24 protein-coding genes are annotated in these 24,459 nt (G+C 62.6%); 21 read left to right on the top strand and 3 right to left on the bottom strand.

Translation table 11 applies throughout. The annotated features are described in order from the left end of the window. Positions 1-101: 101 nt before the first annotated feature. A complete protein-coding gene (locus AC244Q_RS23085; protein ID WP_017995697.1) occupies positions 102-1,934 on the bottom strand; it encodes an extracellular solute-binding protein in 1,833 nt (610 codons plus the stop codon). 312 nt (positions 1,935-2,246) lie between these two features. Between AC244Q_RS23085 and mepA the strand changes: the two genes are divergently transcribed. The 6 genes from mepA to AC244Q_RS23055 all read left to right on the top strand — a co-directional run bounded on the left by mepA (position 2,247) and on the right by AC244Q_RS23055 (position 8,309). Beyond that, on the top strand, positions 2,247-3,323 hold the full coding sequence (mepA, locus tag AC244Q_RS23080) for a penicillin-insensitive murein endopeptidase (RefSeq protein WP_017995696.1): 1,077 nt from the start codon (positions 2,247-2,249) through the stop codon (positions 3,321-3,323). A 127-nt stretch (positions 3,324-3,450) separates the two neighbouring features. Further along, entirely contained in the window at positions 3,451-3,831 is a 381-nt protein-coding gene (locus tag AC244Q_RS23075; protein ID WP_017995695.1) for a methylglyoxal synthase, read from the top strand. A gap of 17 nt (positions 3,832-3,848) precedes the next feature. Then, complete coding sequence (locus AC244Q_RS23070) at positions 3,849-4,874, top strand: glucokinase (protein ID WP_017995694.1); 1,026 nt, start codon at positions 3,849-3,851, stop codon at positions 4,872-4,874. A 150-nt stretch (positions 4,875-5,024) separates the two neighbouring features. Further along, positions 5,025-6,812, top strand: coding sequence for an ABC transporter ATP-binding protein (locus AC244Q_RS23065; RefSeq protein WP_113546588.1), 1,788 nt, complete (start codon positions 5,025-5,027; stop codon positions 6,810-6,812). Between the two features lie 15 nt (positions 6,813-6,827). Further along, positions 6,828-7,652 carry a 4-hydroxy-tetrahydrodipicolinate reductase gene (gene dapB, locus AC244Q_RS23060; protein WP_017995692.1) on the top strand — a complete coding sequence of 275 codons (825 nt, stop codon included), beginning with the start codon at positions 6,828-6,830 and terminating at the stop codon, positions 7,650-7,652. A gap of 21 nt (positions 7,653-7,673) precedes the next feature. Continuing rightward, the gene (locus tag AC244Q_RS23055; RefSeq protein WP_012759696.1) at positions 7,674-8,309 is read left to right on the top strand and encodes a 2,3-bisphosphoglycerate-dependent phosphoglycerate mutase; all 636 of its coding nucleotides are present in this window, start codon (positions 7,674-7,676) and stop codon (positions 8,307-8,309) included. A gap of 39 nt (positions 8,310-8,348) precedes the next feature. Here the strand turns inward: AC244Q_RS23055 and phnF are convergent, their stop codons facing one another. Further along, entirely contained in the window at positions 8,349-9,086 is a 738-nt protein-coding gene (phnF, locus tag AC244Q_RS23050) for a phosphonate metabolism transcriptional regulator PhnF (RefSeq protein WP_012759695.1), read from the bottom strand. A 118-nt stretch (positions 9,087-9,204) separates the two neighbouring features. On the opposite strand from phnF, the gene phnG reads away from it, so the two are divergent. The 15 genes from phnG (at position 9,205) to AC244Q_RS22975 (ending at position 21,987) form a co-directional block, all read left to right on the top strand. After that, positions 9,205-9,681 (top strand): phosphonate C-P lyase system protein PhnG, encoded by a 477-nt coding sequence (gene phnG, locus AC244Q_RS23045; RefSeq protein ID WP_012759694.1) that lies wholly within the window; start codon positions 9,205-9,207, stop codon positions 9,679-9,681. Next, the gene (phnH, locus tag AC244Q_RS23040; protein ID WP_012759693.1) at positions 9,681-10,289 is read left to right on the top strand and encodes a phosphonate C-P lyase system protein PhnH; all 609 of its coding nucleotides are present in this window, start codon (positions 9,681-9,683) and stop codon (positions 10,287-10,289) included. Before phnG ends, phnH begins: the two co-directional genes overlap by 1 nt. 4 nt (positions 10,290-10,293) lie before the next feature. Next, the gene (locus AC244Q_RS23035) at positions 10,294-11,400 is read left to right on the top strand and encodes a carbon-phosphorus lyase complex subunit (protein WP_113546589.1); all 1,107 of its coding nucleotides are present in this window, start codon (positions 10,294-10,296) and stop codon (positions 11,398-11,400) included. Then, positions 11,397-12,272, top strand: a complete 876-nt coding sequence (locus AC244Q_RS23030) for an alpha-D-ribose 1-methylphosphonate 5-phosphate C-P-lyase PhnJ (RefSeq protein ID WP_113546590.1) — start codon at positions 11,397-11,399, stop codon at positions 12,270-12,272. Before AC244Q_RS23035 ends, AC244Q_RS23030 begins: the two co-directional genes overlap by 4 nt. Beyond that, positions 12,269-13,045 carry a phosphonate C-P lyase system protein PhnK gene (phnK, locus tag AC244Q_RS23025; RefSeq protein WP_113546591.1) on the top strand — a complete coding sequence of 259 codons (777 nt, stop codon included), beginning with the start codon at positions 12,269-12,271 and terminating at the stop codon, positions 13,043-13,045. Before AC244Q_RS23030 ends, phnK begins: the two co-directional genes overlap by 4 nt. A 122-nt stretch (positions 13,046-13,167) precedes the next feature. Further along, positions 13,168-13,875, top strand: a complete 708-nt coding sequence (gene phnL, locus AC244Q_RS23020; RefSeq protein ID WP_003544411.1) for a phosphonate C-P lyase system protein PhnL — start codon at positions 13,168-13,170, stop codon at positions 13,873-13,875. Next, positions 13,872-14,489 carry a DapH/DapD/GlmU-related protein gene (locus AC244Q_RS23015; protein ID WP_113546592.1) on the top strand — a complete coding sequence of 206 codons (618 nt, stop codon included), beginning with the start codon at positions 13,872-13,874 and terminating at the stop codon, positions 14,487-14,489. The genes phnL and AC244Q_RS23015 overlap by 4 nt, the downstream gene beginning before the upstream one ends. Before the next feature lie 117 nt (positions 14,490-14,606). Next, positions 14,607-15,452 carry a phosphonate ABC transporter ATP-binding protein gene (phnC, locus tag AC244Q_RS23010; protein ID WP_113546593.1) on the top strand — a complete coding sequence of 282 codons (846 nt, stop codon included), beginning with the start codon at positions 14,607-14,609 and terminating at the stop codon, positions 15,450-15,452. An 86-nt stretch (positions 15,453-15,538) separates the two neighbouring features. After that, entirely contained in the window at positions 15,539-16,444 is a 906-nt protein-coding gene (gene phnD / locus AC244Q_RS23005) for a phosphonate ABC transporter substrate-binding protein (protein ID WP_012759687.1), read from the top strand. A gap of 128 nt (positions 16,445-16,572) precedes the next feature. After that, a complete protein-coding gene (gene phnE, locus AC244Q_RS23000; protein WP_113546594.1) occupies positions 16,573-17,532 on the top strand; it encodes a phosphonate ABC transporter, permease protein PhnE in 960 nt (319 codons plus the stop codon). Between the two features lie 7 nt (positions 17,533-17,539). After that, complete coding sequence (gene phnE, locus AC244Q_RS22995; RefSeq protein ID WP_113546595.1) at positions 17,540-18,883, top strand: phosphonate ABC transporter, permease protein PhnE; 1,344 nt, start codon at positions 17,540-17,542, stop codon at positions 18,881-18,883. Between the two features lie 139 nt (positions 18,884-19,022). Continuing rightward, positions 19,023-19,718, top strand: a complete 696-nt coding sequence (locus tag AC244Q_RS22990) for a DUF1045 domain-containing protein (protein ID WP_113546596.1) — start codon at positions 19,023-19,025, stop codon at positions 19,716-19,718. A gap of 13 nt (positions 19,719-19,731) precedes the next feature. Next, on the top strand, positions 19,732-20,871 hold the full coding sequence (locus AC244Q_RS22985; RefSeq protein WP_113546597.1) for an alpha-D-ribose 1-methylphosphonate 5-triphosphate diphosphatase: 1,140 nt from the start codon (positions 19,732-19,734) through the stop codon (positions 20,869-20,871). Continuing rightward, on the top strand, positions 20,868-21,464 hold the full coding sequence (gene phnN / locus AC244Q_RS22980; protein WP_113546598.1) for a phosphonate metabolism protein/1,5-bisphosphokinase (PRPP-forming) PhnN: 597 nt from the start codon (positions 20,868-20,870) through the stop codon (positions 21,462-21,464). Before AC244Q_RS22985 ends, phnN begins: the two co-directional genes overlap by 4 nt. 19 nt (positions 21,465-21,483) lie before the next feature. Continuing rightward, complete coding sequence (locus AC244Q_RS22975) at positions 21,484-21,987, top strand: GrpB family protein (protein ID WP_113546599.1); 504 nt, start codon at positions 21,484-21,486, stop codon at positions 21,985-21,987. Between the two features lie 35 nt (positions 21,988-22,022). On the opposite strand, the gene AC244Q_RS22970 is transcribed toward AC244Q_RS22975, so the two are convergent. Then, positions 22,023-24,368 carry a DNA translocase FtsK gene (locus AC244Q_RS22970; RefSeq protein ID WP_113546600.1) on the bottom strand — a complete coding sequence of 782 codons (2,346 nt, stop codon included), beginning with the start codon at positions 24,366-24,368 and terminating at the stop codon, positions 22,023-22,025. Positions 24,369-24,459 lie beyond the last annotated feature (91 nt).

Here is a 24,459-nt window from a genome sequence, read left to right as displayed (position 1 = left end):
TCATGCCGCTCAATCCGTCAGCCTTCCCTTGCCGGCCCTGCCGGCTTGTCGTGATTCGCTCGTGCCATTTGGAGCCGAGGGCCCCTGCATTGCAAGCCCGCTCATTTTGCCGAGGTCGACCACCAGGCATCGGGGAAGCCAAGGCTGTAGGCCGGAAACTCGGCCGGATGCGTGACCGTGTTCCAATAGGCGATGTTATAGGTATCGCGGTAGAACAGCGGGATGACGTAGTGATTTGCAAGCAAGACCCGATCCATGGCCTTGATTGCTGCGATCTGCTCGCCGCGGTTCGGCGCGAAGATAATCATGCGAATGAGCTCATCAACGGCTTGGTTGGCAATGCCGGCATAATTGCGGGAACCCTGCTGATTGACCGAACCGGATCCCCAATAGTCGGCTTGTTCGTTGCCCGGATTCATGGTCTCCGCCCAGACATTCCAGATCATATCGTAGTCGAAGCTGCGTTCACGATTGACAGATTGCGACGCATCGACTGTCCGGATCCGCGCATCGATGCCGATTTTCCTGAGATTGTTGGCATAGGGCACCGCCCAGCGCTCCAGCATGGGGCTAGACAACAGGATCTCGAAACTCATCGGCTGGCCAGTCTTGGTATTGACCATGCGATTGCCCTTGAGCTCCCAGCCGGCTTCTTTGAAAAGCGCAATCGCCTTGCGGAGGTTGTCGCGGCTCTTTTGCGGATCGCCGCCGACGGGATTGGTATAGGGCGTGGTGAAGACTTCGGGCGGAACCTTATCCTTCATGCCCTGCAGAATTTCCAGTTCTTTACCCTGCGGCAGGCCGGAGGAGGCGAGTTCGGTATTCCAGAAATAGCTGTCGATGCGTTTGTAACTATTAAAGGCAACGGTGCGGTTCAGCTCCTCAAAATCCAGACCGTAGTTCAGCGCCTCGCGGACCCTGATGTCCTTGAAGAGGTCACGTCGCATGTTGGGCACGAGAGCTTGCATGATGCCGGTGGCGCGCAGGGGGTTTGCAACCTCCTCTTTTTTGACACGTCCTTCCTTCACCGCGGGAAAATCATATCCCGTCGCCCAGCGGGCAGCCGTGGTTTCCTGCCAGTAGTCGCTGTTGCCAGCGCGAAAGGCCTCGAACTCGACATCCCGATCACCGAAATAGGTGTAGTTGACGTTGCGGAAATTGTTCTGGCCGACATTCACATTGAGGTCCTTGCCCCAATAGTCGTCACGCAATTCATAACGGATCGTTGCGCCAGGCGAGAAGGAAGCGATCTTGTACGGCCCCGAACCCATCACGGGCTCCAGCGTCGTTTTAGAGATGTCGCGCGGCTTGCCATCCGGTCCGGGCGCTTCCCACCAATGCTTCGGCACGACCATCAACTGGCCGAGAATATTCGGCAGTTCGCGGTTGTTCTTCTCATCGAAGGTGAAGGTGACGTCACGCTCGCCGGTCTTTTCCGCTTTGACAACGTGGTGGTAATAGTTCGAGGCGAGGGGATTTAATTCCTTGGTCTTGTCCAGACTGAAGATTACGTCTTCCGGCGTGACCGGCTGACCATCCGCCCATTTTGCTTCCTTGCGCAGGCGGAAGGTCGCGCTCGAGACGTCCGCGGGAAAAGACAATCCCTCGGCAAGCAGACCGTAGGAGACGAGCAGCTCGTCGTCGGCGGGCTTCATCAACGTGTCGTAAACGAGCGTCAGGCCCACTGCCGCCTGGCCTTTGGCAAGCAGCGGGTTGAAGGTGTCGAAGGCGCCGCTTGCGGAGAGGCGCAGGTCTCCGCCTTTTGGTGCATCGGGATTGACGTGGTCGAAATGCGCAAAACCCGGCTTGTACTTCATCTCGCTGATGACCGAGCTTCCGATCTGAAAGGGCTGGTCCTGACCCGTTGCCGACATTGGCGCCAGAGCACCCGCAAGCGATAGAAACAAACCGATCTTCGACCACAGAGCCGCCATTCACGCTTTCCCCTGATTATTGATGGGTTCGACAATACGAAAAATACCGGCGAAAAACAGGAGAGAGTTTGGCTTTTGCCGGGCGCGCGCAATTTTGAGCCATCGGGACCTTTCACGGCGTCGCCTCTGCGAGCCGCCTTCGCAACATGCGGCGCAACTCGTCGACGAGGGATCGTAGGCGGCGGCACCGACGATGCGGCAATCCGCCACCACCGCTTGCCCGCACCGCCAGCCAAAACATCGATTCACCTAAATTGCTTTTCACGATAGGTTCGATCGCAAATCACTTCGGCAGCGGTTCAAGGGAACAGTATGGCTTTCGGCTTCGCTCAGGCTTTCAGGACATTCGGCAAACTGACGCTTGCCGGCGCAATCGGCGCAAGCCTTGCCGCCGACGACGTCGGCGCCCAGCAGAAGACGCCGAGCCCGGGCAGCGCCAAGGGGCAATTCGGCGCCGTCGGCCTGCCGACGCAGGGACCGGCACAGCCGATCGGTTTTTACGCAAAGGGCTGCATGACGGGTGCGGTGGCGCTGCCGACCGATGGGCCGACCTGGCAGGCGATGCGACTTTCGCGCAATCGCCGCTGGGGCAATCCGGCGATGATCGCGCTGCTCGAACGTCTTTCTGAGGACGGGGTCAAATATGCCGGCTGGCCGGGCATTCTCGTCGGCGACATTGCGCAGCCGCGTGGTGGGCCGATGCTGAACGGCCATGCCTCGCACCAGATCGGTCTTGATGCCGACATCTGGTTTACGCCGATGCCCACGCGCCGCATGACGGCCGAGGAGCGCCAGGATCTGCCCTTCACCACCATGCTGCAGAAGGGCAAGTTCCTGACCGTCGACCCCAAGGTGTGGACGCAGTCGCACGCGCGGCTGCTGATGCTGGCGGCAAGCTATCCCGAGGTGGAGCGTATCTTCGTCAATCCGGCGATCAAGAAGAAGATGTGCGATACGTGGACCGGCGACCGCACCAATCTTGGCAAGCTCCGGCCGGAATATGGCCATGACTCGCATTTCCACATCCGCATCAAGTGCCCGCCAGGAGCCAAGGGATGCACGCCGCAGGCCCCGGTCGTTGCCGGCGACGGCTGCGACAAGTCACTCGCCTGGTGGTTCACGCCGGCGCCCTGGGCACCGCCGAAACCGCCGAAGCCCGGCGCCAAGCCGCCGCAGCCGCCGCGCGAGATGATGGTCTCCGACCTGCCCAAGGCCTGCGCCGCCGTGCTCGATGCTACTTCCGCCGCCTCGATGCAGGCCGCCACCTATGGCGGACCTTCCGCCGCCAGCGCACTCACCGCCGCGCCGGCCGCAGCGCCTGCCGCCGACGCCGATGGCGCTCTGCCCGATGTCGGCCCGGTTCCGAACGACAAGCCGGCGATACAATGATCGAGGTCATGGGACCGCGCCTTCAGACCAAACCCGGGGACGGAGACCCCGAATGCGCTGTCTTTCAAATCGGAAATTCTTGGTATAAAGCGGTCAAATCGATTGAATTGTTCGGGCGGAGAGGTTGATGGCCGGCGGCAAATGCCTTGCATTGATTGCGCATGACCAGAAGAAAGACGATATGGCGGATTTCGCCCGCGCCCACAGGGACGTTCTCTCCCGTTGGAAGATCGTCGCCACCGGCACCACCGGCGGGCGCGTGCTCGACGCTGCCCCCGACCTCAACGTCACCAGGCTGAAAAGCGGGCCGCACGGCGGCGACCAGCAGATCGGCGCCTTGATTTCGACCGGCGAGGTCGACGCCCTGATCTTCTTCGTCGACCCTTTGACGCCGATGCCGCACGATGTCGACGTGAAGGCGCTGATGCGGCTGGCGATCGTCTATGATATTCCGATGGCGCTCAACCACGCGACCGCTATAAAACTTCTTCCCACACTCGAAGCCTGATCAGCACGGAACCGGCCATGCCAAAACTGAACAACAGCACCGCTCCGATGCCTTTCCCGATCCTGATCGGCGATATCGGCGGCACGAATGCCCGCTTCTCCGTCCTGAGCGATGCCTATGCCGAGCCGAAGCAGTTTCCGAACGTGCGCACGGCGGATTTCGCCACGATCGACGAAGCGATCCAGCAAGGCGTTCTCGACAAGACCGCCGTGCAGCCGCGCTCGGCGATCCTCGCCGTCGCCGGCCCGATCAGCGACGACGAGATCCCGCTGACCAATTGCGACTGGGTGGTGCGGCCGAAGACGATGATCGAGGGCCTCGGCATAGAGGATGTGCTCGTCGTCAACGATTTCGAGGCGCAGGCGCTGGCGATCGCCGCGCTTTCGGATGAAAACCGCGAGCGCATCGGCGACGCCACCGGCGACATGATCGCCTCCCGCGTCGTGCTCGGACCCGGCACCGGCCTCGGCGTCGGCGGGCTCGTGCATGCCCAGCACAGCTGGATCCCGGTTCCCGGCGAAGGCGGCCATGTCGATCTCGGACCGCGCAGTAAGCGCGACTATGACATCTTCCCGCATATCGAGACGATCGAAGGCCGCGTTTCGGCCGAGCAGATCCTCTGCGGCCGCGGCCTCGTCAACCTCTACCATGCCATCTGCATTGTCGACGGCATCCAGCCGACGATGAAGGATCCGGCCGACATCACCTCGCACGCGCTTGCCGGCAGCGACAAGGCGGCCATCGAGACTGTCTCGCTGTTTGCCACCTATCTCGGCCGCGTGGCGGGCGACATGGCGATGGTGTTCATGGCGCGCGGCGGAGTCTATCTCTCCGGCGGCATCTCGCAGAAGATCATCCCGGCGCTAAAGAGACCGGAATTCCGCATCGCCTTCGAGGACAAGGCACCGCATACGGCGCTGCTTCGCACCATCCCGACCTATGTGGTGACGCATCCGCTGGCAGCGCTCGCTGGGCTTTCCTCCTATGCGCGCATGCCGGCGAATTTCGGCGTCTCGACCGAGGGCCGCCGCTGGCGCCGTTAGGCCCGGCACGCAAAGCAAATAGAGCGTCCTTGGCGCGTCCTATCCGGGCGCGCGGCGCTCTAGCCAAACCGCTCCCAACTCTTTATAGACCCCGGCAAATGTGCGCGTCGCCTTCGCGGGGCGCTTGGTCCGAGACAGGAAACCTCATTTTTGGAAGCGGCGGAAAGCAGAACGCAGAGCGTCAGCAGCGATACCGTAACCGGCATCCTGAAGCGCATCATCGCTGAAAACGGCCGCGACCATCTGTGGGGCTATGTCTTTGCGATCGCCTGCCTCATCGTGGTGGCGCTTTCGACGGCGTTCACCGCCTGGATCATGCGAGCGATCATCGACGAGGCCTTCGCCAATCGGCGCGCCGACGTCGTCTGGATCATCTGTCTTTCGATCTTCATCGCCTTCGTGCTGCGCGGTTTTGCGAGCTACGGTCAGGCGGTGGCGCTGTCCAAGGTCGGCAACGATATCGTCGCCCGCTACCAGCGCCGGCTCTATGCGCATCTGATGACGCTTTCGGTCGGCTTCTTCAGCGAGGCGCGCTCTGCCCATATCGCCGCGCAGGTGAGCCAGAACGTCAGCGGCATCCGCGACGTGCTCAACCTGACGATCACCTCGACAGTGCGCGACCTGCTGACCTTCGTTTCGCTGCTCGCCGTGATGATCCTCCAGGATCCGCTGCTCAGCCTTGCCGTGTTCATCATGGCCCCGCCGCTGCTTTATGCGCTGCGTTATGTTTCCAAGCGGCTGCGCTCGGCGACGCGCGAGGCCGTGCATCTGAACAGCCACGTTCTCGGCGCCATGCAGGAAACGATCCAGGGTATCGCCATCGTGAAAGCCTTCACGATGGAAGAAGAACTGGAAGGCAAGGTCAACAAACTCATCAAGGGCGCCGAAAGCCGGGCGAACCGGATTGCCCGGCTTTCCGAACGCACTTCTCCTCTGACGGAAAGTTTCGCGGGCTTTGCCGTCGCCAGCGTGCTTGCCTATGCCGCCTACCGCTCGATCTATAACAATGTGCCGCCAGGCGCCTTCTTCTCCTTCGTCACGGCGCTGCTGCTTGCCTATGATCCGGCCCGCCGGCTTGCCCGCCTGCAGGTGCAGATGGAGCGCGCCGTCGTCAATGCGCGGATGATCTATGAATTGCTCGACATGGAACCGCGCCAGCGCGACCTGCCGGATGCCCGGCCGCTGACGGTGACGCAGGCAAGGATCGAATTCCGCAATGTGTCCTTCGCCTACGGCAATGAGAGCGTGCTCAGCGGCGTCAGTTTCATCGCCGAGGGCGGTGCGACCACCGCACTTGTCGGTCCCTCCGGCGCCGGCAAATCCACCGTCATCAGCCTCATTCCGCGCTTCTACGATCCGCGCGAGGGCGAGATCCTCATCGACGGGCAGGACATCGCCCACATCACCAAGAAGTCGCTGCGCCAGCAGCTCGCCTATGTCTCGCAGCAGCCCTACCTGTTCGAGGGCACGATCCGCGACAATATCCGCTATGGCCGGCCGGAAGCGACCGATGCCGAGGTGGAAGAAGCGGCGCGGCTTGCCTATGCGCATGACTTCATCTCAGCACAGCCGCAGGGTTACGAGACGGCGGTCGGCGAAAACGGCGTGACGCTTTCCGGCGGCCAGCGCCAGCGGCTGTCGATCGCACGCGCCCTGGTGCGCAATGCGCCGATCCTGCTTCTCGACGAGGCGACCTCGGCCCTCGACACCGAATCCGAAGCAGCCGTGCAGAAGGCGCTCGACGAAGCGATGAGCGGACGCACCGTCGTCGTCATCGCCCACCGGCTTTCGACCGTGGTGCGCGCCGACAAGATCGTCGTCATGCAGCAGGGCCGCGTCGTCGAGGAAGGCAATCACGAGACGCTTGCGAAGGTCAGCGACGGTCTTTACGCTCGCCTCAACAATCTGCAGAGGCCTTCGGCCTCCGATTCAAACTGACCTGGCGAGACTGACATGAGCGATGCTGCGATGAAACTGGTGGTAGTTGGCGCAGCCGGACGCATGGGGCAGACGCTGATCCGGCTCATCCATTCCATCGAACGTGTCACGCTACATGCCGCGGTCGAGCGTGCCGGCTCGCCCTTCGTCGGCAAGGATGCCGGCGAGATCGCCGGTCTCGGCCCGACCGGCGTCATCATCGGCGACGATCCGCTCAATGCCTTTCTCGATGCCGAAGGCGTGCTCGACTTCACCTCGCCCGCTGCAACAGTAGAATTCTCAGGCCTCGCCGCGCAGGCCCGCATCGTCCATGTCATTGGCACGACGGGCTGTTTACCCGACGACAATGCCAAGATCGCCGCAGCGGCCCGCCATGCCCGCATCGTCAAGTCGGGCAATATGAGCCTCGGGGTCAATCTGCTCAGCGTGCTCGCAGAGCAGGCAGCGCGTGCGCTCGATCCTGATGACTGGGATATCGAGATCCTGGAAATGCACCACAAGCACAAGGTGGATGCGCCTTCCGGCACCGCCCTTCTGTTCGGCGAGGCCGCGGCAAAGGGGCGCAGCATCGATCTGGCCGCGAAGTCGGTCCGGGTGCGCGACGGCCATACCGGCGCCCGTGAAGCGGGCACGATCGGCTTTGCGACGCTGCGCGGCGGCTCCGTCATCGGCGAGCATTCCGTGCTTTTTGCCGGCGAAGGTGAAATCGTCACCCTATCGCACAGTGCGGCCGACCGCTCTATCTTCGCGCGTGGCGCCATCAAGGCGGCCCTTTGGGCACGCGACAAGAAGCCGGGTCTCTATTCCATGCTCGACGTGCTCGGGCTTTCTTCCTCATAACGATACTACGGAGGCATATTCATGAGCGGTACCCTCGTCCTCGTTCGCCACGGCCAGAGTGACTGGAACCTGAAGAATCTCTTCACCGGCTGGAAGGATCCCGATCTGACCGAGCTCGGCGTCCAGGAAGCTAATGCAGGCGGGGCTGCGCTCGCCGAATACGGGATTAAATTCGACGTCGCCTATACCTCGGTGCTGGTGCGCGCGCAGCACACGCTGAAGCTCATCCTCGACAAGGTCGGCCAGCCCGATCTCCAGACGATCCGAGACCAGGCGCTGAACGAGCGCGACTACGGCGACCTCTCCGGCCTCAACAAGGATGATGCACGCGCCAAGTGGGGCGAGGAACAGGTGCATATCTGGCGCCGTTCCTATGACGTGCCGCCTCCCGGCGGTGAAAGCCTGCGCGACACCGGCGCCCGCGTCTGGCCCTACTACCTCACCGAAATCCTGCCGCGCGTCCTCAGAGGCGAAAAGGTGCTGGTTGCCGCACACGGCAATTCGCTGCGCTCGCTGGTGATGGTGCTCGACAAGCTGAGCAAAGAAGGCGTGCTCGCCCTCAATCTCGCCACCGGCGTGCCCATGGTCTACACGCTGAAGGCGGATTCCACCGTCGCTTCCAAGGAAGTGCTCGGCGACATGTCCGGCGCACATTGATCTCAGCTGATCTTTCCCCGCTTCGGCGGGGAAAGGCGCTCAATTCTCGATGGTGAACTGTACCCGGTCGGCCGCGAAGCGGCTGATCGAATATTGCACCGGCACACCTTCAAGATCGGTATTCATCGCCTTGGCGATCAGCAGGATCGCGCCGGGAGTGAGTTCGAGGTCGGCCATATCGGCTGCACTCGCATGGGCGGCCGTCACTTCGGTCGTCGCCCGGACATAATCCGGCAGGCCGAGTTCGGCGAAAGCCTTGGTGATCGATTCCGCCGTCCGGTAAGCCGCACCGATACCGGCAAAGCGTTCGGCGGGAAACCAGCTCGTCGCCCTTGAAACCGGCCGCTTGTCTGCCTGGCGCAGCGTTTCCAGGCGGATCACCTGATCTCCTTGCTTCAGGCCCAGCCAGCGGGCGATCTCGGCACTCGCTTCCTCCTTTGCCTCATCGAGCAGAAGGCCGCGCATTTCACGCGCCTGATCGCCGATGCCGGCGGTGAAACGCGTGCGCCGCGTGATCGGGAAATTCAGCCGCTCCTTGCGCTCGATCAGCGTGCCGCGACCTTGTACCGCGCGGACGATACCCTCCTGCGCCAGCGCCGCCAGCGCACTGCGCACGGTATGCCGGTTGACGCCAAATTGCAGCGCCAGCATGGTTTCCGGCGGCACCATTCCCGTTTCGTCATAGGCGCCGCTGCTGATCGCCTCGCGAATCCGATCGGCGATCTGGCGCCAGAGCGCCACGCCGGTTTGCCTTTGCACCTGCTTCAATCCCGCCATTCCGCCCCTGCCCACCCATTTACACTCACGATGTCACACGCTTGTCACGACATCGATTTAGAGCTAAATGTATCTTGTATGGTTGTCTATATCAATAGACATTTTAAGGGAAGCGGCGATGATATCAGCGGACAGCAAAGCCCCTGCGTCACAGACGGCATCCGGGCGCAAACGCGCCGCCGATCTGCTGGCGCGCGCGGAACGCAGCGAACTCTTGGCGGTCTTCGATGCGTTGCCGGAAAAGCCTGTGGCTCATCAGGTGCGCGGACCGGAGACCGGGCTGGTGATGGTGCGCGGACGCATCGGCGGCGGCGGCGCTCCCTTCAATCTTGGCGAAGTGACGGTGACGCGGGCGACGGTCCGGCTCGACTCCGGTTCGGTCGGCCATGCGCAGGCGCTCGGCACCGACCGCGAGAAGGCCAGGCTTGCGGCGATCTTCGACGCGCTCTGGCAGGAGGAAGCGACGAAGGACTTCGTCGAACAGGCCCTGCTTTTGCCGATCACTGAGCGGATCGCCGATGCCGAACGCCGCAAGGCGGACGAGACGGCGGCAACCCGCGTCGATTTCTTCACCATGGTGCGGGGAGACAACTGATGGGCCTGAAGACAGAAGCTTTGACCGGCGGCTTTGCCGAGCCGGTCTTCCATGCCCAAAGCGTCTTCAAGATGCTGATGGACGGTATGGCCCGCCCCGGCACGATCCAGACTGTTCAGCCCGATGTCGCTCCGCCGGCACCGCTCGGCATCGCCGCCGGCACGATCGCGCTGACGCTTTGCGACCACGACACACCCGTCTGGCTTTCCCAGGGACTGGCGAAATCGGCCGTGCCGGAGTGGCTCGGCTTCCACACCGGCGCGCCGTTGACCAGCGAAAAGGCCGAGGCGCGTTTTGCCTTCACCGAGGCCGGCACCGCACTTTCCTCCTTCGGCCTCTTTGCATCCGGCACGCAGGAATATCCCGACCGCTCGACGACCCTCATCATCGAGCTCGCCGAACTTGAGGGCGGCCGCAGGCTGGCGCTGATGGGTCCGGGCATCCAGAGCGTAGCGGAGATGACGCCTATCGGCCTGCCGGAGACTTTCCTGCGGCTCTGGACTGAGAACCGTGCGCTCTTTCCGCGCGGCGTCGACATCGTGCTGACATCGGGCAGACGTTTCCTCTGCCTGCCGCGCACCACCAAGATCACAGCAACGGAGATCTGAGCTCATGTATGTTGCCGTCAAGGGTGGCGAGGCCGCCATCGCCAATGCCCACCGCCTGCTCGCCGACCGCCGCCGCGGCGACCGTTCGCTGCCGGCGATCGGCATCGAACAGATCGTGGCGCAGCTGGCGCTCGCCGTCAACCGTGTCATGGCCGAGGCCTCGCTTTTCGATCGCACGCTCGCAGCCCTTGCCATCCGCCAATCGCGCGGTGACATGATCGAGGCGATCTTCCTGCTGCGCGCCTACCGAACGACGCTGCCGCGTTTCGGCTATTCGAAGCCGCTCGACACGGCTGATATGACGATCGAACGCCGCATCTCGGCGACCTACAAGGATCTGCCGGGCGGCCAGCTTCTTGGGCCTACCTTCGACTATACCCACCGCCTGCTCGATCCCTCGCTACTTTCGGACGAGGCGGTCGAGACGCCCGCTCAGCGCGCCGCCGAGACCGGCCGCGTCATGCGCGTCTCCGAGATCCTCGGCGAGGAAGGCCTGATCGAGGCCGACGGCGACATGCCGGAAGACCACGAGATCGGCGACTTGACCCGCGAGCCGATGGAATTCCCGATGACCCGCGATCTGCGCCTGCAGGCGCTTGCCCGCGGCGACGAGGGCTTCCTGCTGGCGCTCGGTTATTCCACCCAGCGCGGCTACGGCCGCAACCACCCCTTCACCGGTGAAATCCGCATCGGCGACGTCGAGGTGGAATTCGACGTGCCGGAACTCGGTTTCGCCGTCTCGCTCGGCACGATCCAGATCACCGAATGCCAGATGGTCAACCAGTTCAAGGGTTCGGCCAAGGCGCCGCCGCAATTCACCCGCGGCTACGGCCTGGTCTTCGGCCAGAGCGAGCGCAAGGCGATGGCGATGTCGCTGGTCGACCGGGCGCTTCGCGCCGAAGAGCTCGGCGAGGATATCACCGCACCGGCACAGGATGAGGAATTCGTTATCTCGCACTCCGACAACGTCCAGGCGACGGGCTTCGTCGAGCACCTGAAGCTTCCGCATTATGTGGATTTCCAGGCCGAACTCGATCTCGTCCGCCGCATGCGCCGCGAATTCGAAGCCGCCCGCAACGGTGGCGAAGACATGAAGGAAGCCGCCGAATGACCGATCTGGCCAGCTACAACTTCGCCTATCTCGACGAACAGACCAAGCGGATGATCCGCCGCGCCATCCTGAAGGCGATCGCCATTCCGGGTTACCAGGTGCCCTTCGCCTCGCGCGAAATGCCGATGCCCTATGGCTGGGGCACCGGCGGCGTGCAGGTGACGGCCTCGATCATCGGACCGGACGACGTGCTGAAGGTCATCGACCAGGGCGCCGACGATACGACCAACGCCGTTTCCATCCGCGCCTTCTTCCAGAAGGTCGCCAATGTCGCGGTGACGACGCATACCAAGGATGCGACGATCATCCAGACGCGCCACCGCATTCCCGAAGAAAAGCTCGGGATCGGCCAGGTGCTCGTCTACCAGGTGCCGATCCCCGAGCCGCTGCGCTTCCTCGAGCCGCGCGAGACCGAAACGCGCAAGATGCATGCGCTCGAAGAATACGGCCTCATGCATGTGAAGCTCTACGAGGACATCGCCCATAACGGCCGCATCTCACGGACTTACGCCTATCCGGTGAAGGTCCATGGCCGCTATGTCATGGACCCGTCGCCGACGCCGAAATTCGACAATCCGAAGATGCATATGTCGGACGCGCTGCAGCTCTTCGGCGCCGGGCGCGAGAAGCGCATCTATGCGGTTCCGCCCTATACCGACGTCGTCAGCCTGGATTTCGAGGATTACCCCTTCGATATCCAGCGTTTCGACAAACCCTGCGCCCTTTGCGGTGCGGAGGATGTTTATCTCGACGAGGTGGTTCTCGACGACAAGGGCGGGCGCATGTTCGTCTGTTCCGACACCGATCATTGCGAAGACCGCCGCGCGCACGGACATGCCGGCGAGATGCTGGCCCGGGAGGCTGCAGAATGAGCGATACTCCACTTCTCAAAGTTCACGACGTTTCGAAATTCTACGGCAGCCGCATCGGCTGCCGAGACGTCTCCTTCGAGCTCTGGCCCGGCGAAGTGCTCGCCATCGTCGGCGAGTCCGGCTCCGGCAAGACGACGCTGCTCAACTGCCTCTCCACCCGGCTGCTGCCGAGTACCGGCAGCGTCGAATATCACATGCGCGATGGCAGCTACCGCGATCTCTACCGCATGAACGAGGCCGAGCGGCGCTTCCTGATGCGCACCGACTGGGGCTTCGTGCACCAGAACCCGGCCGATGGCCTGCGCATGACGGTGTCGGCCGGCGCCAATGTCGGCGAACGGCTGATGGCGATCGGCGACCGGCACTACGGCAAGATCCGCGCTTCGGCGATCGACTGGCTCGAACGTGTCGAGATCGACGCCGACCGCATCGACGACCAGCCGCGCGCCTTTTCCGGCGGCATGCGCCAGCGCCTGCAGATCGCCCGCAACCTCGTCACCGGTCCGCGCCTCGTCTTCATGGACGAGCCGACCGGCGGCCTCGACGTCTCGGTGCAGGCGCGCCTGCTCGATCTCGTGCGCGGCCTCGTCAACGATCTCGGTCTTTCGGCCATCATCGTCACCCACGATCTCGCCGTCGCCCGCCTGCTTTCGCACCGGATGATGGTGATGAAGGACGGCTACGTCATCGAACACGGGCTCACCGACCGCGTGCTCGACGACCCGCGCGAACCCTATACGCAGCTGCTCGTCTCCTCGATCCTGCAAGTCTGAGCGCGACTGCATAATTCCTTATCGGAATCCATTTAAGGGCAAAATTATGCAGCAATTCAAAATGTTATAGCGTCCTTTGCGCGTCTTTTCAGACGCGCGGCGAAACCAAGGAAGAAGAAATCATGGCAACGCCCCTCGTCGTTTCCGAAGTCTCGAAGAGCTTCACCATGCATCTGCGCGACGGCATCAAGCTACCCGTCGTCTCCGATGTGGCCTTCTCGGTCGCATCGGGCGAATGCGTCGTGCTCGGTGGCCCATCGGGCATCGGCAAGAGTTCGCTGCTCAAGATGATCTACGGCAATTATGCCGTCGACACCGGCCAGATCCTCATCCGCCACGACGGACGCATCGTCGATCTCGCCTCCACCGATCCGCGCACGGTGCTCAACGTCCGCCGCAATACACTCGGTTATGTCAGCCAGTTCCTGCGCACCGTGCCGCGCGTCGCGGCGATCGACGTGGTTGCCGAACCGCTGGTGGCACGCGGTGAGGACGCCGTCACGGCACGGGAAAAGGCGGGCGCCCTGCTCGCCAGGCTCAATCTGCCGGAAACGCTCTGGCAGCTTCCGCCCGCCACCTTCTCCGGCGGCGAGCAGCAACGCGTCAACATCGCGCGCGGTTTCATCACTGAGCATACGATCCTGCTTCTCGACGAACCCACAGCCTCGCTCGACGCCAGGAACCGCGCCGTCGTCGTCGGCATGATCGCGGAAAAGAAGAAGGCGGGTGTGGCCCTTCTCGGCATCTTCCACGACGAAGAAGTGCGCGAAGCCGTCGCCGACCGCATCCTCGACGTCCAGCAATTCTCACCCAGAAAGATCGCCGCATGAGCCGCAAGCTGGGTATCGAGCCCTATTTTCATGAGACGGCAACCGTCAGCGATTCCACCTTCGGGCGCTATACCGAGGTTTCCGAACGCTGCCGCATCAGCGAGGCCACGTTCGGCGACTATTCCTACATCATGCAGGATGGCTCCGTCTGGTGTGCGACGATCGGCAAGTTCGTCAATATCGCAGCCGCCGTGCGCATCAACGCCACCAACCATCCGACCTGGCGCGCGACACTGCATCATTTTACCTATCGCGCCGCCGACTATTGGCCGGATGGCGACATGGAGACGGACTTCTTCGCCTGGCGGCGCGCAAACCGCGTGACGATCGGCAACGACGTCTGGATCGGCCACGGGGCGACGATCCTGCCCGGCGTCAGTGTCGGCAACGGCGCGGTGATCGGAGCCGGCGCCGTCGTCTCGAAAGACGTCGCGCCTTACGCGATCGTCGGCGGCGTACCGGCCAAGCTCATCCGCGAGCGCTTTCCAAGAGAGGTCGGCGAACGGATGGACAGGCTTTCCTGGTGGGATTGGGAGCATGACCGGCTGCGCCAGGCGCTCCAGGATTTTCGCAACCTGGACGCGGAAGATTTCCTGTCCCGCTACGGCGGTTAAACCCCCGATATAGGGGCGGGGAATTGTGACAGGACTTACACAAATATGACATGCGAGGTTCATCAAGCGGGACTAATGCGATGCTGATCAAGGCCTGGATCGCAAGGGAAGAGCATGATGTTCGAGCTGAAGAATGTCACACGTCGTTTCGGAAAAAAGCTCGCCGTCGATTCCGTCACGCTCGCCATTCCCCAGGGCCAGATGGTCGGCGTCATCGGCCGCTCCGGCGCCGGCAAGTCGACGCTGCTGCGCATGATCAACCGCCTTCAGGAGCCGAGCTCCGGCTCCGTTCATTTCGCCGGCGTCGAGGTCTCCGGGCTTCGCGGCCAGGCGTTGCGCAACTGGCAGCGCGACTGCGCGATGATCTTCCAGCAGTTCAACCTGGTGCCGCGCCTCGACGTTCTCACCAATGTCATGCTCGGCCGCCTCAATCATCGCTCGACGCTGATGAGCCTGCTCAACATCTTCACCCGCGAGGAACGCGTGCATGCCATCGCGGCACTCGAACGCCTCGGCATCGAGCAGACGGCGCTGCAGGCAGCCGGCACGCTTTCCGGCGGCCAGCAGCAGCGCGTGGCGATCGCCCGCGCGCTGATGCAGAACCCGAAAATGGTTCTCGCCGACGAGCCGATCGCCTCGCTCGATCCGCTGAACGCCAAGATCGTCATGGATGCGCTGCGCGATATCAACGAGCGCGAGGGCATCACCGTCGTCACCAACCTTCACACGCTCGACACCGCCCGCAACTATTGTGAGCGCATCGTCGGCATGGCCGGCGGCCGCGTCGTCTTCGACGGCAAGCCCGCGGAACTGACCGCCGAAGCGGTGAAGGAAATCTACGGGACGGACAAGGACGGCGCCGGCATCGATGAAACGGTGACCTCGACATCAATCAATATCGCCCCTGAGCGGGCAGACAATCAATCCGCCGGCACACAGCCGCTGGCGCTGGCCGGCCTCTGAGAGAGGCAGCCGCGATCGAGCGCCCGCGTCAAGGGCACACTTCTTCGTAACGGGAAGGCCGGGGACACCGGTCAATAGGAGAGAAAATGTTGAAGAAAGCACTCTTTGCGGCAACGGCGCTCTTCGCGCTCGCCGGCGCTGCCCACGCTGCAGACCTCAAGGAATTCCGCATCGGCATCCTCGGCGGCGAAAACGAAACCGACCGCCTGCGCAACTATGCCTGCCTTGCCGACCACCTGAAACAGGAATTCGGCTTCGAGAAGGTTTCGCTCTTCCCGGCCGCCGACTATGACGGCGTGATCCAGGGCCTGCTCGGTGGCACGCTCGACTTCGCCGAACTCGGCGCCTCCGGCTATGCCGCCGTCTACATCAAGGAGCCGAAGGCTGTCACGCCGATCCTGACGACGCAGCAGAAGGACGGCTCGACGGGCTATTACTCGATCGGCCTCGCTCTGAAGTCCTCCGGCATCAAGTCCATCAAGGACGCCAAGGGCAAGAAGCTCGGCTACGCCGATCCTGATTCCACCTCCGGTTACCTCGTTCCGCTGACGCAGATCCCGAAGGACACGGGCATGCCGAACGACAAGTTCTTCGCCTCGACCCAGTTCAACGGCGGCCACGAGAACAACCTTCTCGCTGCCTATGACGGCAAGGTCGACATTGCCGTCGACGATAGCTCCGGCATCGGCGACTTCAAGGACGGCTACACCTCCGGTACCTTCCGCAAGGAAGTCGACAAGGGCGCCGTCGATCCGAACAAGCTGGTCGAAGTATGGCGTTCGCCGCTGATCCCGAACGGCCCGCTCGTCGTTCGCAACGCTCTCGGCGAAGAGTGGCAGACGAAGCTTGCAGCCTTCTTCACGGCCCTGCCGGAAAAGGACCACAAGTGCTTCGCCGCTGTCGAAGGCGGCGACTACAAGGGTTACGCCCCCGTCAAGCACGACTTCTACAATGCCGTCGTCGACGTCCGCAAAGCTGCCATCGGCGGCTGATGGGGTTTTTCGAATGCAGGGCGGCCGGAAACGGCCGCCCTTTATCTTGTGACTAGAACTGTGCGCGTCCTTTCGAGAGCCGCAAAGGACGCTGAAGCACTTTGAATTGCGCAGTAGGCGAGGCGTTGATGACTATTGCCAATACACAGCCGCACATGCAGAGCACCAAGGAGATCGGCACCGCCTGGGACCGGATGGTCGCCAAGCGCCGCTTCTATACCGTTCTCGGCCTGGTTATCCTGATTGCGGCTTTCGTCAGCTCCGTCCGCTTCGCCGATGAGAGCAATGCCGGCCATTTCTTCGACCGTCTGCCGCATCTCTTCGACTTTCTGAGCTGGCTCATCCCCAAGGATTGGCACGACGTCTGGCGCGCGCTGTTCGACATAGCGAGCGCCAACGACAAGGGCGGTGAGGAATTCAATTTCGACAGGGGCCGCGTCTACGTTTGGGGCGCTTTCTACATTCCCGAATATTTCGAACTGATGATCGTGACGATCAACGTCGCGCTGATTTCGACGATCATCGCCTTCGTTTTTGCCGTCCCTTTGAGCTTCTTTGCCGCGCGCAACCTGACGAATTCATGGCCGTTGCGCATCGTCACCAAGCGGCTGATGGAATTCCTGCGCGCCTTCCCGGAGATCGTCATTGCCGGGCTGTTTTCGGCGATCCTGTCGATCGGGCCGGTCGCCGCCATCATCGCCATCACCCTGCACACGATCGGCGCGCTCGGCAAACTCTTCTACGAAGTGGCCGAGAATATCGACATGAAGCCGCATGAGGGCATGAAAGCCGTCGGCGCCAACTGGTGGGAGCGCATTCGCTTTGCCGCCCTGCCGCAGGTGCTGCCGAATTTCACCTCCTATGCGCTGCTGCGCCTTGAGATCAACGTGCGCGCCTCGACCATCATCGGCGCCGTCGGCGGCGGCGGCATCGGCGAGGAGCTGAAGCTTTCGATCTCGCGGGGATTCGGCGCCAAGACGGTGGCGCTCGTTCTGCTGCTGTTCGTGACCATCGTCGCCGTCGACCAGTTCTCCGCATGGCTGCGCCGCCGCCTTGTCGGCGAGCACGCCTTCCTCCTGCAACATTGAGGCCGCCATGACGGTGATCGACGCAAACCGCATGCACGAGATAGAAACGCGCTATCCGGAATATTTCCACCGGTCGTTCCGCCAGCGTTTCGGCGGGCTGATGATCCTCATCGCGACGTTGCTCTACAGCCTTTATGCCGTCTGGTTCTTCGACCTGCCCAAACTTTTCGCCGAAGCCCATTGGGAGCGCGTCGGCATCTATCTCAGCCAATGGGTGAGCTACGACGTTCAGCCGGAATTCCGCATCGAGGGTGACGGCTCGATCGATGTCCGTTATCCGCGCTTCTCGCCGCTCGGCGACAATCCGCATCCGGATTGGCTGGTCAACAACCCCGACGGCAGCATCACCGTTTCGATCAGCGGCACCAGCCGCACCGTCACCGTCTCGAAGAGCCAGACGATCGTCACCGCGCATGGCGTCAGCGTCCCGGTCGACGTTTCGAGCGGTGCGCCGAAAGTCGTCGGGCCGGTACCCGGCTGGATGACTGTTTATGATGACAATGTGCTGGCCGATCTCGGCTTTGCCGGCAATGTCAGCATTTCAGTCGACCGGGTGAAGATCCGCAAACGTTTCATCGGCTGGGCGAATTTCATCTTCGATACGCAATCCTCCTTCTTCGACAAGCCGGTCCGCGAGGTCGTCAGCCTCATCGTCTCCGGCCCGCGCATCAAGCCCGACCAATCCAATCTGTCGCTCGCCTTCGACGACATCTGGAACAACAGCGAATGGCAGCACGGCGATGTCTGGACCAAGCTTTTCCAGACGATCGTCATGGCGTTCCTCGGCACGCTGCTCGGTTCGCTTACCGCCTTTCCGCTCGCCTTCCTGGCAGCCCGCAACATCACGCCGAACCGCCTGCTCAACCAGATCCTGAAGCGCTTCTTCGATTTCCTGCGGTCGGTCGATATGCTGATCTGGGCGCTGTTCCTGACACGCGCCTTCGGCCCCGGCCCGCTTGCCGGCAGCGGTGCGATCTTCCTCACCGAGACCGGCACGCTCGGCAAGCTCTATTCCGAAGGCCTCGAGAATATCGACAACAAGCCGCGGGAAGGCATCAAATCAACAGGCGCTCAGACCGTGCTCGTTCATCGTTACGGCATTATGCCGCAGATCGTTCCCGTCTTCGTCAGCCAGACGCTCTACCAATGGGAATCAAACGTACGCGGCGCGACCATTATCGGCGCCGTCGGCGCCGGCGGCATTGGCCTGAAACTGTGGGAGGCCATGCGCACCAACGCCAACTGGGAAAACGTCGCCTACATGGTCATCCTGATTCTGATCGTCGTCTTCATTTTCGACACCGCCTCGAACGCGTTGCGCCACCGGCTGATGGGCACGAAGACCCACTGATCCATCGATCAAAGGCGGTGGATGCTGCCGCCATCATCATTCTGTCACGGAAATCTTTTAGCCGGGAGCCTGCTTGCGGTTCGCCGCCAAATCACTGCACAGTGCCCTCCCCATTTGGACGATCTCCAGGATAAAAGCCTTGCGCTACGCTCTCTATTTCTCGCCGCCGAAGGATGATCCCCTGACCGGCGCGGCCTCGCTCTGGCTCGGCCGCAATGCTTTCACCGGCGAGACCTATCCGGCACCGGAATATGCGCAACTGGCTGCGGCAGAACAGTTCGAGCTGACCGCCGACCCGCGCCGTTACGGCTTTCACGCCACGATCAAGGCGCCCTTTTCGCTCGCCTCCTCGGTCACCGAGAAGGATCTCATGACCGTTGCCGAGGATTTTGCCCAGCGCACCCAAGCCTTCGAGATTCCTGAGCTTGTGCTCGGCCAGCTCGGCCGTTTTTTTGCCCTCGTTCCCGGTTCACTGCATCAACCTCTTCAAGATTTCGCCGCGAAGGTGGTAAGGTCGTTCGAACCGTTCCGCGCAGCGCTTTCCGAGGCCGATATGGCGCGGCGCAATCCGGAGAAGCTCAGCGACAGCCAGCGCGCTCATCTGCTGCGCTGGGGTTATCCTTACGTCATGGAGGATTTCGGCTTTCACATGACGCTGAGCGGCCAGGTGCCCGAGACACGCGCCGCGGTGATGAAAGCGATCCTGACCGAGCGTTTTGCCGATTTCACCGGCCGGCCGCTTTTGATTTCCGGCCTTGCCGTCTTCATCGAGGAGACGCGCGGCGCGCCATTCGAAGTTCATTCCTGGCTACCGCTTGCCGGCGCCAAAAGCTGAAAGACCTGACGACATGAGCAAAGAGACCGTGTTTTCCAACGCCCGCATCGTTCTCGAGGACGACATCCTCTCGGGCTCGATCCTCATCCGCGACGGGAAGATCGCCGACATCTCCGAGGGCAACTCGGTAGCCGGCGAAGATTTTGAAGGCGACTACATCATTCCAGGCCTCGTTGAGCTGCACACCGATCATCTCGAAGGCCATTATCAGCCGCGCCCCGGCATTCGCTGGAACAAGACCGCCGCGATCCAGGCGCATGACGCCCAGATCGTCACCTCAGGCATCACCACGGTGTTCGACTGCCTGCGCATGGGTGCGGACGAGGACGGCGGCTTCGAACATGGCGAGATGCGCGAGATGGCCGATGCCATCCAGTCGGCAGAGACGGAAGGCAGGCTGCGTGCCGAGCACCTCATCCATTTGCGCTGCGAGGTCTCGGCCGACAATGTGCTCGAACATTTCGCCGACTTCGAAAACGACCGGCATGTGAGGCTCGTCTCGCTGATGGATCATGCGCCCGGCCAGCGTCAGTTCCAGACGATGGATCAATATATCTTCTACTACCAGAAGAAGCGGGGCCTCAGCGACGAGGCCTTCGGCCGTTTCGTCGCCAAGCGCCAGGCAGAATCGGCGCGCAATTCGACGCCGCACCGCAACGCCATCGCCAAGGTCTGCGCCGAGCGCGGCATCACCGTGGCAAGCCATGACGATGCGACGCTCTCGCATGTCGACGAGGCGATCGACAACGGCGTGCGCCTGGCCGAATTCCCGACCAGCTTCGACGCCGCCCGGGCTTCGCACGGACATGGCATGAGCGTGCTGATGGGCGCGCCGAACATCGTGCGCGGCAAGTCGCATTCCGGCAATATCGCCGCCCGCGACCTTGCCGAAATGGGCGTGCTCGACGTGCTTTCCTCCGACTACGTGCCGCTCAGCCTGCTGCATGCGCCCTTCATCCTCGCCGATGAGGTCGAGAGCATCAGCCTGCCGAAGGCGATCGCCATGGTGACGTCGACGCCCGCCCGCACCGTCAGCCTCGACGATCGCGGCCGGATCGCAACGGGGCTGCGTGCCGATCTCGTGCGCGTCCACCGTTCGCACGGCGTGCCGGTTACACGCTCGGTCTGGCGCCAGGGACGCCGTGTCGCATGATGTCGCACGAACCCCACGCAGGAGCCGGAGCCGAGCGCGGCATCATGGTCGTCGTCGTCGGACCGAGCGGCGCTGGCAAGGACACGCTGATGAACCTCGCGGCCCGGCGTTTCAAGGGCCGCGACGATGTGCATTTCGTCCGCCGCGTCATCACCCGTCACCGTGACGCCGGCGGCGAAGACCATCTTTCCGTCTCCCTCGAAGGTTTTGCCGCCATGGAGCAGTCAGGCTCCTTCGCCGTCTGGTGGGAAGCGCATGGCCTGAAATACGGCATTTCGGCCGAGGTCTCGGTGGCGCTGTCGCGAGGCCACATTGTCGTCGCCAACGGCTCGCGCTCGGCGCTTCACCGCTTCCAGGCCGCCTTCCCGCGGCTGAAGGTCATCAACGTCACCGCCCGCCCCGAAGTGCTCGCCGGCCGGCTGGAGGCGCGCGGCCGCGAGACGCATGAGGATATCATGGCCCGGCTCGCCCGCGGACCGCTGACGGTGCGTGGCGAGTATGACGTGGTGGAGCTCGACAATAGCGGCTCGCTCGAAGAGGCCGAGCAGAAGATGATCGAGATCCTCGACGGATTGCTGACCAAGGCGCCCTGAACAGATCGAGAGGAAGGGCATGCGCGCCATCAAGGTGGTCGACTACGATCCTTCCTGGCCGCGGCTGTTTGCCGAGATCAGCACCGAGGTCTCCGCCTTGCTCGGTGACCACCTGCTTTCCATCGATCATATCGGCAGTACGTCGGTGCCTGGCCTGCCGGCCAAGCCGAAGATCGACCTTGCTGCCGTGATGATATCGGACGCCTTCCTGCCAGCGGCGATCGAGATCGTGCGCGCTGCCGACTTCGTCTTCCACGGCGATACCGGAGAGCAACGATGGGCCTTCACCCGCGATCATGACGGTTATGGGTTCAGGCTCTATCTTTGCGGACCCGATAATCGCGCGCATCGGGACCGCATTCTGTTTCGTGATTATCTCAGGGATCACCCCGAGAGGGCCAAGGCCTATGCCGATCTGAAGGGCCGGCTGGCTGCGGAGGCAGGCGGCGATTGGGATTTTTATACCGTCGGAAAGACCGATTTTGTAAGCGAGACGGTTCGGCTGGCTGCCTTGAAAACGTAAAACAGGAATCCGTCAGACGCCCTGGCCGCCGGCGATTACTCGCCGTCGCCCCGTCCCGATACGATCTCGCGCTTGCCGACATGGTTGGCCGGGCCGACGAGGCCTTCCTTTTCCATGCGTTCCACCAATGAGGCGGCGCGGTTGTAGCCAATGCCGAGGCGGCGCTGGATATAGGAGGTCGAGCATTTCTTGTCGCGCATGACGACCTTGACCGCCTGTTCGTAAAGCTCGTTGCCATCCTCGGAGGCCATGGCGCTCTTGTCGAAGACGGCGCCGGCTTCTTCCTCTTCCGCCTCGTCCTCCTCATCGGCGGTGACGGTGTCGAGATATTCGGGGCGGCCCTGGGTCTTCAGATGGGCGACAACCTTTTCGACTTCGACATCCGAGACGAAGGGACCGTGGACACGGGAAATCCGCCCGCCGCCCTGCATATGCAGCATATCTCCCTGACCGAGCAGCTGCTCGGCGCCCTGTTCGCCGAGAATGGTGCGGCTGTCGATCTTCGAGGTCACCTGGAAGGAGATTCGGGTCGGGAAGTTTGCCTTGATCGTGCCGGTGATGACGTCGACCGACGGACGCTGTGTCGCCATGATCAGATGGATGCCGGCGGCTCGCGCCATCTGGGCGAGGCGTTGAATTGCCCCTTCGATGTCCTTGCCGGCGACCATCATCAGGTCGGCCATCTCGTCGACGATGACGACGATATAAGGCATCGGCGTCAGGTCCAGCGCCTGGCTTTCCTCGATCGGAGTGCCGGTGCCCTTGTCGAAGCCGACCTGGACCATGACATGGATGGTCTCGCCCTTTTCGCGGGCCTGGGCGACGCGGTCGTTGTAACCGTCGATGTTGCGGACACCGAGGCGCGACATCTTGCGATAGCGCTCCTCCATTTCGCGCACGGCCCATTTCAGCGCCATGACCGCCTTCTTCGGATCGGTGACGACGGGCGTCAGCAGATGCGGGATGCCGTCATAGACGGACAGTTCGAGCATCTTCGGGTCGACCATGATCAGGCGGCACTGTTCCGGCGTCATGCGGTAGAGCAGCGACAGGATCATCGTATTGATGGCGACCGACTTGCCGGAGCCGGTGGTGCCGGCGACGAGCAGATGCGGCATCTTGGCGAGCTCGGCAATGACAGGCTCGCCGCCGATGGTCTTGCCGAGGCCGAGCGCCAGCTTGTAGCCGCTCTTCTCGAAATCCTGGCTCTCGATCATCTCGCGGAAATAAACGGTTTCACGCGTGACATTCGGCAATTCGATGCCGATGACGTTGCGGCCCGGCACGACGGCGACGCGTGCCGAGAGCGCCGACATTGAGCGGGCGATATCATCGGCAAGGCCGATGACGCGCGACGATTTCACGCCCGGCGCCGGCTCGAATTCATAGAGGGTGACGACAGGGCCGGGGCGGACATGGATGATTTCGCCCTTGATGCCGAAATCTTCCAGCACGCTTTCCAGAAGCCCGGCATTCTGCTCCAGCGTCTCTTGCGACATGATCTCGCCAAGGCGTTCCGGCGGTTCCTGCAACAGGGCACGCGGCGGGAATTCATAGCCGGATGCGTCGATCCTTTCGGGCCTCACGGCCAGCCGCGGCGACGGCAGGACCGCGGCGACGGGCGGCGTGCGCTGCGGCGCCGGCGCTGCCTGAGGGGCTGATGCAATTTGAGGGGCTGGCGCGACCTGAGTGGCTGGCGCAGCCTGAGGTGCCAGCATGACCGGTGCCTCGACAATAATGCGCCTGGGCTTTTCCAGGGACGGGGCGGCCGCAGGGCGCGCGGCAACCTTCACGGAGACCGCGGCGGGCTGCGGGGCCGGGCGGGAGACGACGGGAGCGGGGGCCGGCCGGCCGGGGCGCCATTCCATAATCCGGAACAGCGACGTGATCGATTCGGGCGAGGTCTCGGTCTTCTGGAACGATATCAACGGCGGCGCGCGAACCGGCTCTGCCTCTTCGAAGGCCATAACTTCCCAGAAGGCGAAATCCGAAATGGAGGAAAGCTCGGCGCTGGCGCGGAAAGCCGGCGCGCCGGCCTCATCAAGCAAAGGTGACTGCTGCAGTTCGATCCTGTGCGGTGCTGCGGAAATTTCGTCCGGCTCCGGCAGATAGATATCGAACGGCACGTCGACGGCAACCGGCTCTATCCGTATTGCCTGCTGTCCAATCTGCGAATCATCGCGAACGGGCTCATTCGGCGCACGCCGCCTGCTGATCAGCGTTTCCGGCGTGCGGGTGAAACGCACATTCGGCGCGAGGGAAAAGTTGCTCTGCCAGATGGGTGCCGCCGGCTTCTCCCCTGGGTTTTCCTCCGGAAGGTCCGTTTCAATCTCGCTGGAAAAATCTCCGGCATCCGTCAAATTGGTTCTAGGAAAACGCATGCGTCCGCTACTCACTCATGCTTTGCAAATTACGACCCTACCGGGATAGAAAAGGAAGGTTAATAAGTTCCTTCCTGCCGTATCGTTCCGA

This window comes from Rhizobium sp. CB2179, from assembly GCF_057653455.1.
The sequence above is the reverse complement of the archived record's forward strand: the minus strand, read 5'-3'. Positions and strand labels throughout refer to the sequence as shown.

What these genes read in the sequence shown, in the direction of transcription:
- AC244Q_RS23085 (WP_017995697.1), bottom strand. Translation starts at nt 1,934, where the DNA reads ATGGCGGCTCTGTGGTCGAAGATCGGTTTGTTTCTATCGCTTGCGGGT.
- mepA (WP_017995696.1), top strand. Translation starts at nt 2,247, where the DNA reads ATGGCTTTCGGCTTCGCTCAGGCTTTCAGGACATTCGGCAAACTGACG.
- AC244Q_RS23075 (WP_017995695.1), top strand. Translation starts at nt 3,451, where the DNA reads ATGGCCGGCGGCAAATGCCTTGCATTGATTGCGCATGACCAGAAGAAA.
- AC244Q_RS23070 (WP_017995694.1), top strand. Translation starts at nt 3,849, where the DNA reads ATGCCAAAACTGAACAACAGCACCGCTCCGATGCCTTTCCCGATCCTG.
- dapB (WP_017995692.1), top strand. Translation starts at nt 6,828, where the DNA reads ATGAGCGATGCTGCGATGAAACTGGTGGTAGTTGGCGCAGCCGGACGC.
- AC244Q_RS23055 (WP_012759696.1), top strand. Translation starts at nt 7,674, where the DNA reads ATGAGCGGTACCCTCGTCCTCGTTCGCCACGGCCAGAGTGACTGGAAC.
- phnF (WP_012759695.1), bottom strand. Translation starts at nt 9,086, where the DNA reads ATGGCGGGATTGAAGCAGGTGCAAAGGCAAACCGGCGTGGCGCTCTGG.
- phnG (WP_012759694.1), top strand. Translation starts at nt 9,205, where the DNA reads ATGATATCAGCGGACAGCAAAGCCCCTGCGTCACAGACGGCATCCGGG.
- phnH (WP_012759693.1), top strand. Translation starts at nt 9,681, where the DNA reads ATGGGCCTGAAGACAGAAGCTTTGACCGGCGGCTTTGCCGAGCCGGTC.
- AC244Q_RS23035 (WP_113546589.1), top strand. Translation starts at nt 10,294, where the DNA reads ATGTATGTTGCCGTCAAGGGTGGCGAGGCCGCCATCGCCAATGCCCAC.
- AC244Q_RS23030 (WP_113546590.1), top strand. Translation starts at nt 11,397, where the DNA reads ATGACCGATCTGGCCAGCTACAACTTCGCCTATCTCGACGAACAGACC.
- phnK (WP_113546591.1), top strand. Translation starts at nt 12,269, where the DNA reads ATGAGCGATACTCCACTTCTCAAAGTTCACGACGTTTCGAAATTCTAC.
- phnL (WP_003544411.1), top strand. Translation starts at nt 13,168, where the DNA reads ATGGCAACGCCCCTCGTCGTTTCCGAAGTCTCGAAGAGCTTCACCATG.
- AC244Q_RS23015 (WP_113546592.1), top strand. Translation starts at nt 13,872, where the DNA reads ATGAGCCGCAAGCTGGGTATCGAGCCCTATTTTCATGAGACGGCAACC.
- phnC (WP_113546593.1), top strand. Translation starts at nt 14,607, where the DNA reads ATGTTCGAGCTGAAGAATGTCACACGTCGTTTCGGAAAAAAGCTCGCC.
- phnD (WP_012759687.1), top strand. Translation starts at nt 15,539, where the DNA reads ATGTTGAAGAAAGCACTCTTTGCGGCAACGGCGCTCTTCGCGCTCGCC.
- phnE (WP_113546594.1), top strand. Translation starts at nt 16,573, where the DNA reads ATGACTATTGCCAATACACAGCCGCACATGCAGAGCACCAAGGAGATC.
- phnE (WP_113546595.1), top strand. Translation starts at nt 17,540, where the DNA reads ATGACGGTGATCGACGCAAACCGCATGCACGAGATAGAAACGCGCTAT.
- AC244Q_RS22985 (WP_113546597.1), top strand. Translation starts at nt 19,732, where the DNA reads ATGAGCAAAGAGACCGTGTTTTCCAACGCCCGCATCGTTCTCGAGGAC.
- phnN (WP_113546598.1), top strand. Translation starts at nt 20,868, where the DNA reads ATGATGTCGCACGAACCCCACGCAGGAGCCGGAGCCGAGCGCGGCATC.
- AC244Q_RS22975 (WP_113546599.1), top strand. Translation starts at nt 21,484, where the DNA reads ATGCGCGCCATCAAGGTGGTCGACTACGATCCTTCCTGGCCGCGGCTG.
- AC244Q_RS22970 (WP_113546600.1), bottom strand. Translation starts at nt 24,368, where the DNA reads ATGCGTTTTCCTAGAACCAATTTGACGGATGCCGGAGATTTTTCCAGC.